Consider the following 13,772-nt stretch of genomic DNA (forward strand, 5'->3'; position numbering starts at 1 on the left):
AGGCTGAAAGAGGCTGAGATATAACTAAAAATAAACCCAAAAATAGCGAATGATTCAACGATCGAATCATTCGCTATATGTTTGTGTTTTCGTGAGTGATTTATGTTTTATGCCATCCTTTTTCTTTATGATGCGTTGACTCATGATTAGCATGAAGAAGTAAAGGGATTCCAAGTAGAGCAAGGAACGCACCACCCCAGAACATGATCGATAATCCAAACCACTCTGCCACGGTTCCTGCAAGGATGGGACCTAAGAAGATTCCAAGGGCATAAAAGGATTGATAAAATCCCATAACAGACGTCCGCAATGAATCAACGGGCAAGCTAGCAATTTTCCCAAGTAATAGTGGGAAAAACAATCCTAATGCGAGCCCTAGAATACCATGGACGACACTTAAGCTGACAAGTGTGTTAGTGAACGGAATCAGAATAAGAGAAAGCCCTGTAGCAATTATACAAATAAGAAGAATATGTCTAGTATGCCGATCATGTAGCGGCAGAAAAGCAAGGCTAAGGGAGGCAACGGCATGTGGAATAAAAAACGCCATCACAAGCCAAAAAAGCGTCCCTTCATTAATTCCGATGGTAGCTGCATATAATGGCGTAAACCCAAATATGGTGATAAAAAGAATACCGTGCCCGATCATTGATAAACCAGTAATAGCAAAAAGGGAAGGGACTCGAATCGTTGCCCGCACATAATGGTTAAAAGATCTTCGTTCATCTTGATGAATGCTTTCCTGTGGAACAACTTTTATCCAACAGGACAAAATGAGTCCAACTGCAGAGGCTAGTACAGCGATCCAAAAGGGGAGCATCCAACCAAAGGATTGAACAATGATGCCAGCAAGTGCCATACTCACAAACTGTGGCATAACGGTTAAAAATTGTAGTGTCCCCATTGCTCGAGAAGATTGCCCCCTGTGAAAATACTGTGCGTAAAGAATGGTCGCCATGACCCACATGGATGCCGTAATCCCAGCAAGCAGTCTGGCAGTAAAGATCGCGAAAAAGGAATCAAACAAAATGAGTAAAAGCCCACTTATGATTGCGACAGCAAAACCACCGATGTAGAGCTGTTTTCTCAGGCGATGCAGAATGTCTGAAAGAATGCCTAAAGGAAACCGTAAGAGAACCTGCGTCACACCATAGCTCCCCAAAATAATTCCAATCGCAGAGTATGTAAATTGCTTTGTTTCTAAATACAAACTAAAAGTCGGTATGTATATATATGTAGCAAACCAAAAGCAAAATACCGTCGACAAAAATAACACATGATCCTTTAACGTTATGTTTATTCTCTTTTGAGTGGCTTCCATAAATGTGTCCCCCCTGAGGTATATCTTGGATGTTCCTCTTTCTCTACCCTTATTAAACCTAATACATGTTGATAATGCTTGCAAGGGGCTTGCCTGAAAGGCTTTTAAGATCATACAATGAAAGGGTAGGACCAATCAGTTCAAGGAGGGGTTAATATGACTCGATCACAAGACGTTATGAACCAGACTGAACAATTTGGTGCAACAAATTATCACCCGCTTCCAGTTGTACTTTCAGAAGGGAAGGGAGTGTGGGTGCGTGATCCTGAAGGGAATAATTATATGGATATGCTCAGTGCCTATTCTGCGATGAATCATGGTCACTGCCATCCAAAAATCATTCAAGCTTTAAAGGATCAAGCAGAGAAAATTACATTAACATCACGAGCGTTCCATAATGATCAATTAGGAATGTTTTACTCAAAGGTAGCGGAGCTTTCGGGCTGTGAAATGGTTCTTCCAATGAATACTGGTGCAGAAGCAGTGGAGACTGCAATTAAGGCTGCACGAAGATGGGCATACGATATAAAAGGTGTAGCGAAGGATCTAGCAGAAATCATCGTTTGTGAAGACAACTTCCATGGTCGAACGATGACAGCTGTTTCACTCTCATCTAACGAGGAGTATAAGCGTGGATTTGGTCCAATGCTTCCTGGCATTAAAGTAGTTCCATACGGAGATGCCGAGGCTTTAAAAGCAGCAATTACTGAACATACAGCAGCATTTCTAGTTGAGCCAATACAAGGAGAAGCGGGAGTGATCATTCCTCCAGATGGATACTTAGAGAAGGCTACCGAGCTTTGTCGCGACAATCAGGTTCTCTTTATAGCCGATGAAATACAATCAGGTTTAGGTCGTTCCGGAAAACTCTTTGCTTGCGATTGGGCCAATGTGTCTCCAGACCTTTATATATTAGGAAAGGCGTTAGGTGGTGGGGTGATGCCGATTTCAGCGGTTGTGGGTAGTAAAGAGGTGCTTGGAGTGTTTGACCCAGGCTCTCATGGATCAACATTCGGTGGAAATCCTTTAGCTAGTGCTGTGGCCATTGCCGCAATAGATGTTCTTCATGAGGATAAGCTTGTTGAAAGATCCTTTGAGCTTGGAGAATATTTAATAGAGAAGCTTAAGACCATTAAAAGCCCAATCATAAAAGAAATAAGAGGAAGAGGATTATTTATTGGAATGGAACTAACAGAGGCAGCAAGACCCTACTGTGAAACGTTAAAGGAAGAAGGATTGCTTTGTAAAGAAACACATGTAAATGTCATTAGACTGGCTCCTCCGCTCGTGATTACAAAGGATGAAATAGAATGGGCATTCCAAAAGATATGTTCAGTTTTAAATGATGCACAATAAATTAATTTGCAGGGAAAAGGTCGATAATTCGGCCTTTTTTATGTCTATAAAGGTTAGAGACCGTGGGACAGGTATTTTGGAGTGGCGGAACGATGCTTACGGGTGGAGTTGCTCTTTTTTCCAACGATTAAATTCAATAAACTCACGAAATTGTTCTTTACTGATACCGGATTCAATGGCGTTTTTTACTAACTGAACCCATTCTTTATCTACCCCGGTTAAATCGCTTGTCGCACCACTTCCATAAAGTAGCGTCTCGATCGGTACATTTAAGATGAGAGAGATTTTTTCTAGAAAATGAATAGATGGATTGGATTGAATGTTCCGTTCAATCGAGCTTAAATAGGATTTTGCTACGCCTGCATTTTCAGCTAACTCTGACAAGGAAAGTCCTCGGTCTAATCTGCATTTTTTCACTTGTTTTCCAATCATGTGTGAGTCCCTCGCTTATATGTCTAATGTTAGTGGCTATTATAACAGCCTGAGTTTTGTTCTGTAAACAGAACATTATGCTCTACACTTGACAAGACAGTATTTGTACGATTGTTTTCCCAATTCATATTGAATTAGATTCTTCGGTTAAACACGTTAGTATATCAAGTTTTATCAGTGATGTTCGATATATCGAACATAGGTCATATCAATAAGAACAAAGAATAAAAAAACCTTTAGATCTATTAAATAAATGACTCGTTTCTAAAAGAGAAAGTCGTTGCAAGCGCCAAGCGGGAGGGCTAAGATAAAGGGAGAAGAAAGAGGGCCAAGACTGGGAATGGGCTTGTCTCAAGAAGGAGTTACGTTTGATGGTACGTGGTAAAACGTTGTTTGATTTTATTGACCCTAAAGAATTTCGATTTGTTCATGTATGTTCCTCGTGTGGACATCCGCACTTCTCTAAAGGGGAAGAACGCAAAGATTCTTGCTTGAACTGTTCAGGCAGTAAATACGATATGGTTCCATTTTTTAATCCTGCTGAAGACTATGCTCTTGATGCAGATTATTATGCAATAACGATGATGTACGCGTTGTGGAAACAAAATGTCCATAAAAATAAAGTAGTGTATGATGATTTTTACCGCAAACCACCTTTTATTCGTGGAGTAGGGGATTATAGAGGCGAATTGGGTGGCTATGTTGCTTTTGGCGGGTTAGGTCATCTTATTTCGATGCTCGATCATCTGTACTTTAATGAACAGGATATTGAGTATTTGCGTCAACAGCCTGAGGCCTTTGATGAAGCTTTTTTAGAAGAGTTACGAACGATGCGCTTTAGTGGAGATCTTTATTCCATAGAAGAGGGAAACCTCGTCTTCCCTCATACACCTACCCTTCGAATTGAAGCACCCGTTTGGGAATGTATATGGATTGAAGCAATGTTATTAAACACGATCAACTCTGAATCCCTATTACTCACTAAAGGATCTCGATTAGTGACAGTGACAGGTGGAGATGTGCTGCTTGAAATGGGAAAAAGGCGTGCACAAGGAAGGGATTCAAGTGTGTATGGAGCTAAAATGGCTTACATCGCCGGATTTGATGCAACAAGTAATGTGAAAGCAGGAAAAGCATTTGATCTTCCTATTACTGGAACCATGGCGCATGTTTATATTATGTTTCATGAAAGTGAATATGAGGCGTTCAAATCCTATGCAGATACATTTCCAGAGAAAGTCATACTATTACTCGACACAACGAATACGCTCGAAAGCGGTCTCCCAAATGCGATTCGAATTGCCAAGGACATGGAACAACGGGGACAGCGTCTTGTGGCTGTTCGATTAGATAGTGGTGACTTGGCTTATTTATCTAAGAAGGTGCGTAAGCGCTTGGACGAAGAAGGTCTCAACTACGTGAAAATCTCTGCAACAAACGACTTGGATGAGGCAACGATTGCTTCATTAAAGCAACAAGGAGCCCAAATCGATATTTGGGGAGTCGGTACCAAATTCATCACAGCATATGATCATCCGGCACTTGGCGGCGTTCATAAGATTGTCGCTCGAAGTCCTTTCCAGCATGAAGAAAAAGGGGATGGCGAGCCCTATAAACAGAATGATTGGATTTCATTAATCAAGATTTCCGAAAGCATTGATAAAGTGTTGAATCCAGGTCGTAAAAAGGTGTATCGGTTGTATGATCATAACCATATGGCAAAGGGAGATTACATTTGCCTGGCACATGAATCGCTTGAAGGGAAGGAAGAAATTGTCTTAAAGCACCCAACAAATCCACTGAAGTCAAAGGTCATTCGCCAATTCACCTTTGAGGAGTTGCATAAAAAAATCTTTGAAAATGGTGAACTGGTATACGCCCAGCCAGACCTTTCGCAAATTCGCAATTATCATCAATCAAGTAAAGCAACGTTTTGGGAAGAGTATTTACGCTTAGAGGTTCCAGAGGTATACCCTGTCGCCCTCTCAGATGAACTGCGAGAGCTTAAAGAACAAATGATAGCAGGCAACAAACAATAAATAAAATCATGAGGTGGAACCCTTGAAAATTGGAGTATATGGTTCTTCATTTGACCCAATTACGAATGTGCATCTTTGGACAGCTTCAACGATTTGCCATCGCAAGAAACTCGATAAGATCTTATTTTTACCTTCAGCAAAGGAACGACGTGACAAAAGTCTTCAGGGCGGTGATGAGCATCGAACAGAGATGGTAAAGTTGGCCATTGCTGATGACCCAAGATTCGACCTGTCTACAGAAGAGATGAATGCATCAATTGGTCAGCAGTATACGTACTACACGATGCAGCGGTTAAAGAAACAGTATCCAGATGATGAGCTCTACTTTGTTATGGGTGCCGATATTCTTGTGGATATTGGAAACGGGAGTTGGGTAAAGGGTGAAAAGCTAGTGGAAGAGCATCAATTCATTGTGATGGCTCGTGATGGAATTGATATGCTTAAAACCATCTCAGCTTCTCCCTTACTTAGAAACGCAGATGATGGCCGGTTTCACCTTGTTGATAAAGGACTCGCGATGGAGATCAGCTCTACATACATTCGCCAAGAATTTAGTCGTGGCGGAGAACCAAGATACCTCCTACCAGAAAGCTGCTATCAATATATCTTGAGGCATGGATTGTATCAGGATAGTGAGTAGGTATGGGAACAAATAATCTAAGCAAAGACTAATGATTCTGATACAGAGTCATTAGTCTTTCTTTATTTAATTGAACGAACCTAATTGCTTTCGTTTATGAATGCTCTTTTTCCATTCACTCCTTCATTTTTCTATAAAAGAATCCGATAAAAACAAGTGAATGCTTTTAATTTGAAAAGGGGAGCGTCTGGATGCGAACGAAAAAGAAAAAACAACAGAAAAAAGGCCTCACTCTGCGGATGAAGCTAATCATTTCATATCTTTTAATATTGATTGTTCCACCTTTAGTCATTGGTTATTTCTCCTATCATAGTGCAAGAGATAATACGGAAACGATGATTATGGAAGATGCACTAGATAACATTGAACTAATGGATGGAATGATTCATCAATACATACATTCTCAATCTCAGAACTTAGATTTGCTTGTCGATGCCTTAGCTGATCAATCATTGGATAATCCAGCAAACGAGACAGAGGCATCTGTCCTTCTAGAGCAATTTAATCTCTCGCAGGATGAAGTTGAACAGGTAGTGCTTGGGCTGGATAACGGCAACTTTACTTATCAGCCCGCCTCTATTGAATATCCAGATTCTTTTGATGTTAGAGAACGTTCATGGTATCAGCAGGCTAAAGCGTCTAAGGGTGATATCTTTGTGTCAGCTCCTTACACGTCACTCGCAACAAAAAAAGTTTCGGTTACGTTAGCAAAAGCATTAGAAAATGAATCTGGTGTTGTTGCTATCGATTTAGAGCTTGATCAATTAACCGCAATGATAGAATCTAGTAGCGTGGGTAAGGAAGGCTACTTATTTCTTTTAGATCGGAATCAGAGCTTTATCTCTCATCCAACCAGTGACTTAGGGACTGTTGCACAGGAAGACTTTTTTGCAAAAATGTATCAATCTGAAGCGGGCTCGTTCTCGTATACTTACGAGTCAGAAGAGAAATATATGAGCTTTTTAACAAATGAACAAACGGGCTGGAAGCTTGCTGGTACGTTTTTCATGGATGAAATAGATGATGCTGTGAACCCGATATGGTGGACAACCATTACTGTTATTGGTATTACTTTAGTTCTCGGTTTAATTATGGCAGCTGGTATGGTTCTATCCATTGTACAACCAATTCGTCGACTCACTAAGACGGCTGCACGTATTGGAACCGGAGACCTTAGTGAAAGCAAAGAAAAGAAATATACACGTCATGATGAGATTGGACAGCTTAGCCAATCGTTTGAACAAATGAGGGTATCTTTTCTTGGGCTGCTTCAAGGAGTGTTGGACAAGTCCAATCAAGTCGCCGCCGCATCTGAACAGTTACTTGCAAGCTCACAGCAAAATACCCAAGCTACTGAGCAGATCACAAAAGCTGTACAAGAAGTAGTGAGTTCGTCTGATGAGCAGACGACATCGATGAAAACGAGTACCAAAAAAGCGGATCAACTCTATCAATCTGTTCTTCAAATTACAGATGAAACTACTACCGCCAACTCTACAGCAAATCAAGTACAAGATGTCGTTGCCACAGGTAGTCAAGCAATCAAGTCGAGTATGAACCAGATGAATATCATAAAAGAAACAAGCGTTGCGGTCGCAGAGCGTATAAGTGAGCTCGCTCATAGTTCAAAGGAAATTAATCAAGTAACCTCACTAATAAAAGAGATTGCAGAACAAACGAATCTACTCGCACTCAATGCGTCCATTGAGGCTGCAAGAGCTGGCGAGCATGGAAAAGGATTTGCGGTTGTTGCCCAAGAGGTTCGAAAGCTTGCTGAGCAATCGGCGGCTGCGAGCGAACAAATTCACGAGATGATCGTATCAATTGAAAAACAAGCAAACCAAGCAACAGATGCGATGCAGGTGGGTGGTTCAGAGGTAGATAACGGAATCAAGGTAGCAGAAGAAGCGGGAAAATCATTTACAAGGATCGACCAACAAATACGTAGCATGGTCGACAAAATTAACATTGTTACGAATGAAGCGAATCACGTTTCAACAGGGGCAAGGGACTTTGCTAAAGTGTTTGCGGAGCTTTCTGCGAGTACAGAGGAGAACACTCAAGAAATGCAAACCGTATCAGCTTCAACAGAAGAACAGCTAGCTTCAATGGAGGAAATTGCAAGCTCGGCAGAAAACCTTTCTGTCTTGTCTGAAGAGCTGCAAAAGCTGGTTCAAGTGTTTAAGTGGTAGAGGAATAGTAAGATAAAACGTTCAGGACGAATGATTCCATTTTAGAGTGGCCATTCGTCTTTTCCATTTTGTTTCACACTTGAACTCTATTATCTGAATATTTTCTTTGGTATAGTGTGATGAGGGTTTATTTGCGAAAGGTAGTAAAGGATTATGACTTATAAAAAATCAACGAAAAGAAGCTATCGTTTACAGACGGTCATTGTGTTATTTGTTTGTACGGTTCTAGTATTATCACTCTCTTTAGCTGGGATACTTGTTGCAATTGATAATGCAAAATCAACAAGGTCTGCTCTTGAGGATAAAGTGTGGACAATTGCCACTTCATTCGCTAGGTCACCAGTTGTCATAGAAGGACTTGAAAATGAGGAGTCGCAAGCACGATTACTAGAATATACAGAGGAAGTTCAAAGTGAAACAAATGTAGAATATATCGTAGTCATCGATATGGAACGTGTTCGTTTAACCCATCCTACACCGGAGATGATAGGAGAGCGCTTTGTAGGGAATGACGTAGAACGAGCCTTTGAAGGAGAAACCTATTCTTCGACTGCAGAGGGAACACTAGGCGAATCGCTACGCACATTCATTCCTGTTTACAATGAACAAACAGGGGAACAAATAGGAGTGGTAGCTGTAGGGATGTTAACAGATCATATTAACGCAGCTGTGTATCGCAGTCAGGCTATGGTCTGGATTGGTGGGTTAGTTGGCTTAGTTGCCGGACTCATTGGCGCTATTTTACTCGCAAGAAAAATAAAACGATCGATGCAAAATCTTGAACCGGTTGAAATTGCGCAATTGCTTGAAAGCAGAGAAGCGATGTTATCCTCCGTTCAAGAGGGAATCATTGCAGTGGACGCTTATGGTAAAATCATTCTACTTAACGAGGCTGCTGTAAGGATTCTTCAAAAGGCTGGAAAAACAGACCACGTATTACATAAGGAAATGGCCGCTGTTTTACCTGAATTTGAGCTAGAGGACGTACTCAAAAACGGAAAGATTCAACGAAATAAACAATTGTCTCTTCAAGAGCTAGAGTTAGTTGTTAATCGGGTCCCCCTTACGTTAAATGACCAGGGAATAGGGGCGATGGTCACGTTTCAAGACAAAACGGAACTCACACATGCAATGGATCAATTATCAGGAGTGAAGTCCTATGCAGAAGCCTTGCGACTACAGACTCACGAATTTATGAATAAGCTACACGTGGTATCAGCAATGGTTCATACTGAGTCTTATGAGGATCTTCAAGCGTATATTCAAACGATATCAACGTATTATCAAGAAGATGTGGGGTGGATTTCTAGACATGTGAATGACCCGGTATTAGTTGGATATCTCCTGAACAAGCTAAAAATGGTTAAAAACCAAGGAATAAAGGTTCAACTGATTGGGAAATTTTCGTGGCCATCAATTAAAGATCCAAACCAGTTAAATGCGTTGATCACGGTGATAGGTAACAGCCTGGATAATGCAGTTGAAGCTCTTCAAGACATAGATGATCCTGTGATTGAGTTAACGATTGATCTTGATGGAGAACAGATGCTTTGGCAGGCAAAGGATAATGGGAAACAAACAACTCAATCACAGCTCGATCAATTAGTTGATAAAGGAATCTCCACAAAGGGAGCAGAAAGAGGATACGGTTTATATTTAATGAACACGTATATAAAGGATTCATGTGGAAAACTAACCTTCACTGCAAATGTGGATGGGGGAGTTACATTAAGGGCCATCGTGCCAATACGAGGAGTAGAACATGATTAACGTTTTAATTGTTGAAGATGACCCAATGGTTGCGAAGTTTAACAGGATCTATCTTGAACAGATATCTGGATTTTCTTTAATAGGTACAGCAAGCTCAATCAAGGAAGCTTGGGAGATTATTGAAGAGCAAGAGGTTGAATTAATCTTACTCGACTTATATGTGAATAATGAAAATGGTTTAGATTTAGTATCAGAGCTTCGGGCAAAGCGAATTGAAACGGATGTGATTGTTGTAAGTTCGGCTAATGATCAGTCGTCTATTCAAACAGCTCTTCGTTATGGAGCTGTTGACTATTTAATGAAACCTTTTGATTTTGACCGATTTAAAGAAGCACTACTCCAATATGCTGATCAATTTAACCAGCTAAAGGCAGAAGCATTAAAGCAAGAACAAGTGGATCAACTGTTTCTAAATCGTAGTAAAGAGCCTATAGGAGAGCAAGAGGAGCTACCTAAAGGAATCACGAAGCCTACGTACAAAAAAGTCTTTCAGGAGATTAATCAATTGAGTGGATGGTTCTCTACAGCTGAGTTATCAGATGCCTCTGCAATTTCTAGAGTTTCTCTTAGAAAATATCTACGTTACTTAGAAGAACAAGGAATGGTTGAGAGCAGAGTATCGTATGAAGGAACGGGAAGGCCACTTAATCAATTTAGACTAAGTCAAAAAGGCAATGAGTACTTTATGTCTCTGTTATCAGAGTAACTCATTGCTTTCAAAAGTTACATAAGCCTAATCATTAGTTTCTTTTAGTGGACGTACGTATAAATATGCTTCAGAATACAGTAAACGCTTTCATTAGGGGGAATAAATAGATGAAAACTCTCACTCAAGGAATTTGGCAAAGTTTGTGGCAATCACATCGTCAAACAAAACGTTTGTTGAATGTATTTGCTTATCAAAAGGATTCAGCTGCCAGACAGAGAACCAAACAGAATTCGGGTGAAGGGGCAGATAATCAAGCTCCTAAACCAAATTCAAATAAAGAACCCAAAGAAAAGAAACCTTATAAAACGCCTCAACTCGTCGGGCTCATACTTGGACCTGTTCTTTTCTTATTAACTCTTCTTTTCTTTCAACCTGATGGGCTGTCCTTTGAAGGTAAGGCCGTCTTAGCGGTCACACTTTGGGTAGCCACGTGGTGGATTACCGAAGCGATGCCAATTCCAGCAACGTCATTATTACCGATAATTTTACTGCCTTTAACAGGTGCGCTTGAATCAAGTGCAGTTGCATCATCTTATGGGAATGATATTATCTTTTTATTCTTGGGTGGTTTCTTTATCGCGACAGCAATGGAGAAGTGGAACCTTCATAAACGACTGGCCTTATTAATTATTTCGTTAATTGGAACGAGTACGCAACGGATTTTACTTGGGTTTATGGTAGCAACGGGATTCTTATCAATGTGGGTCTCAAATACAGCTGCGGTTATGATGATGATCCCAATGGGACTTGCCATCACTGCACAAGTAGCAGATGCATTAAAAGGTAAGCCGGAGGAGAAAGAACTTCCTAAATTTGAAAAAGCCTTAATTTTTGGAATTGGGTACGCAGGAACGATTGGTGGATTGGGAACATTAATTGGAACACCGCCAAATATCATTCTTGCTGCACAGATAAAAGCGTTATTTGATGTTGAGCTTTCATTTGCCCTTTGGATGCTTTTTGCTGCACCAGTTGTTGTATTTTTAATTCTTTTCACTTGGATTTATTTAGGGCGATTTGCCTTTAAAATTAAGATTAAAGGATTACCTGGTGGAAAAGAAGTAATTACGAAAGAACGTAAGGCGCTTGGGAAGATGTCCTTTGAAGAGGGTACAGTTTTGGTTGTCTTTGTTGTCACGGCTTTAATGTGGGTAACAAGAGAACTGGTTTGGACAAGATGGTTTGAGGGTCTTGATCTAACCGATGGAATCATTGCAATGGTAGCAACGGCTGCCTTATTCCTTCTACCGGCTTCAAAGAAGTTTGGAACTCGTATCCTGGAATGGAAAGACTCAAAAGACATTCCATGGGGAGTGCTTCTACTCTTTGGAGGGGGTCTTGCGATTGCTTCAGGCTTCACATCCTCTGGGCTTTCTGATTGGATGGGTGAGCAGCTTCAAGTATTAGATGGTATGCATATCTTTATCGTTATCCTTGCTTCGACCTTACTAATCATGGCTTTAACCGAAATCACGTCCAATACAGCAACGGCTACAATGATTCTACCAATTGTTGCAGCACTAGCAGTCGCCATAAATATCCATCCGTACGCAGTGATGGTTCCGTGTGCAATGGCTGCAAACTGTGCATTCATGCTACCGGTAGGAACGCCGCCAAATGCTATCATATTTGGGACGGGTAAGCTTAAAATCATTGAAATGGTGCGTGTCGGATTTATCGTCAATATCATTGCAACGGTATTAATTATTGCAGCGGTCTACTTAATGCTGCCTCTATTATGGGGAATTGATCTGTCTGTCTTCCCAGAGAATTTTAGATAAACTGTAATGTAACAAAAGGCATTTTAGATGGGAGCGATGTAACCATCTAAAATGCTTTTTTGATTTATAGGCAACACTCGTTTCATTTAGGGGAGGCTATGATACACTTAATTTACTTACATAATGAACAACGAAAGGAAGATGTTATCATGTCATCTCAAGTATCCCAGTACATTCGTGACAACCGTCAGCAGCATTTAGATCAGCTTATTGAGTTTCTGCGTATTCCAAGTATCAGTGCGTTATCAGACCACAAAGAAGACGTTAGAAAAGCAGCAGAATGGGTGGTTGAATCACTCAAAGGGGCAGGGCTTACAACGGCTCAATTAATGGAGACACCTGGTCACCCGGTTGTATACGGAGAATGGAGTCATCCAGACAATACACACACTATTCTTGTATATGGACATTATGATGTACAGCCTGTTGATCCGGTGAATTTGTGGGACAGCCCTCCTTTTGAACCGGTTATTCACGATGAGAAGCTTTATGCACGTGGTGCGAGTGATGATAAGGGACAAACCTTTATGCACGTGAAAGCAGTAGAAGCGATGCTTAAAGTGAATGGGACATTACCTTTTAATGTGAAATTCCTCATCGAAGGAGAAGAAGAAATCGGAAGTCCAAGTCTAGATGCGTTTGTATCAGAACATAAAGACTTACTTGCCTCCGACATTTTAATGATCTCGGATACACCGATCCTCGGAAAAGGAAAACCTGCTGTCTGCACTGGATTGCGTGGCTTATGCAGTCTCCAAGTCGATGTAAAAGGGGCAAAGGGTGACCTTCATTCAGGATTGTATGGAGGAGCCGTACAAAACTCCATTCATGCACTTGTCCAATTACTTAGTACGCTGAGAGATGAAGAGGGAAGAATTCAAGTAGAAGGCTTCTACGATGGTGTGATTGAGCCAACTGAAGAAGAGCGAGAAGGCTACAAAAAGCTTGGAAATTACGAGGAAGAGCTTAAGTCAGAACTGGACGTGAGTGAGCTGTTTGGAGAAGCAGGATACACTGCACGCGAACATACATGGGTGCGTCCGACTCTAGAAGTAAACGGTATTTATGGAGGGTTTCAAGGAGAAGGCGTTAAAACCGTTATTCCTTCTCTTGCACATGCAAAAATCACATGTCGACTTGTTCCTGGACAGGATCCAGATACCATTTCAGAGCTAATTGAAAAACATCTAGAGGCTCATACTCCACCTGGGGTCACTGTAAACACCACTCGATTTGATAAAGGAAAACCGTTCCTTGCACCAACGGATCATCCTGCCTTTAAAACAGCAACAGATTCCTATGAAAAAGTGTACGGAGAACCGGCTCTTTTCACACGTATGGGCGGATCGATCCCTGTTGTTGAAACGTTCGACCAAGTACTTTCAATCCCTATTTTGTTAATGGGCTTCGGATTGCCAAGTGAGAATTTCCATGCGCCGAATGAGCATTTCCATTTAGAGAATTATGACAAGGGCATTGAAACATTACTAACATTCTGGGATACACTTTCATTATAAACATCGTCACAAGAG

General features: G+C 41.0%; 10 protein-coding genes. 8 read left to right on the forward strand and 2 right to left on the reverse strand.

Annotated features, from left to right (window positions below):
* Positions 1 to 100: 100 nt before the first annotated feature.
* Entirely contained in the window at positions 101 to 1,321 is a 1,221-nt protein-coding gene (locus tag JNO66_RS08670; protein ID WP_210340818.1) for an MFS transporter, read from the reverse strand.
* Positions 1,322 to 1,477: 156 nt separating this feature from the next.
* Between JNO66_RS08670 and JNO66_RS08675 the strand changes: the two genes are divergently transcribed.
* Positions 1,478 to 2,677 (forward strand): ornithine--oxo-acid transaminase, encoded by a 1,200-nt coding sequence (locus tag JNO66_RS08675; RefSeq protein ID WP_203087861.1) that lies wholly within the window; start codon positions 1,478 to 1,480, stop codon positions 2,675 to 2,677.
* A 96-nt stretch (positions 2,678 to 2,773) separates the two neighbouring features.
* Here the strand turns inward: JNO66_RS08675 and JNO66_RS08680 are convergent, their stop codons facing one another.
* Positions 2,774 to 3,109 carry a helix-turn-helix domain-containing protein gene (locus tag JNO66_RS08680; RefSeq protein ID WP_203087862.1) on the reverse strand — a complete coding sequence of 112 codons (336 nt, stop codon included), beginning with the start codon at positions 3,107 to 3,109 and terminating at the stop codon, positions 2,774 to 2,776.
* Between the two features lie 371 nt (positions 3,110 to 3,480).
* Here JNO66_RS08680 and JNO66_RS08685 point away from each other — a divergent pair, with 371 nt between their 5' ends.
* From JNO66_RS08685 to JNO66_RS08715, 7 genes are all read left to right on the forward strand, one after another.
* Entirely contained in the window at positions 3,481 to 5,148 is a 1,668-nt protein-coding gene (locus JNO66_RS08685; protein WP_203087863.1) for a nicotinate phosphoribosyltransferase, read from the forward strand.
* Positions 5,149 to 5,170: 22 nt separating this feature from the next.
* Positions 5,171 to 5,788, forward strand: coding sequence for a nicotinate (nicotinamide) nucleotide adenylyltransferase (gene nadD / locus JNO66_RS08690; protein WP_210340819.1), 618 nt, complete (start codon positions 5,171 to 5,173; stop codon positions 5,786 to 5,788).
* Between the two features lie 191 nt (positions 5,789 to 5,979).
* Positions 5,980 to 7,980, forward strand: a complete 2,001-nt coding sequence (locus JNO66_RS08695) for a methyl-accepting chemotaxis protein (protein WP_203087865.1) — start codon at positions 5,980 to 5,982, stop codon at positions 7,978 to 7,980.
* 153 nt (positions 7,981 to 8,133) lie between these two features.
* Positions 8,134 to 9,750 (forward strand): DcuS/MalK family sensor histidine kinase, encoded by a 1,617-nt coding sequence (dcuS, locus tag JNO66_RS08700; RefSeq protein WP_203087866.1) that lies wholly within the window; start codon positions 8,134 to 8,136, stop codon positions 9,748 to 9,750.
* A complete protein-coding gene (locus JNO66_RS08705) occupies positions 9,743 to 10,456 on the forward strand; it encodes a response regulator (protein ID WP_203087867.1) in 714 nt (237 codons plus the stop codon). Before dcuS ends, JNO66_RS08705 begins: the two co-directional genes overlap by 8 nt.
* 110 nt (positions 10,457 to 10,566) lie before the next feature.
* Positions 10,567 to 12,240, forward strand: coding sequence for an SLC13 family permease (locus JNO66_RS08710; RefSeq protein ID WP_203087868.1), 1,674 nt, complete (start codon positions 10,567 to 10,569; stop codon positions 12,238 to 12,240).
* Between the two features lie 149 nt (positions 12,241 to 12,389).
* Complete coding sequence (locus JNO66_RS08715) at positions 12,390 to 13,757, forward strand: dipeptidase (RefSeq protein WP_203087869.1); 1,368 nt, start codon at positions 12,390 to 12,392, stop codon at positions 13,755 to 13,757.
* Positions 13,758 to 13,772: the final 15 nt, after the last annotated feature.

It is taken from the genome of Alkalicoccobacillus gibsonii, from assembly GCF_016798245.1.
Lineage (GTDB): Bacteria > Bacillota > Bacilli > Bacillales > Bacillaceae_D > Alkalicoccobacillus > Alkalicoccobacillus gibsonii.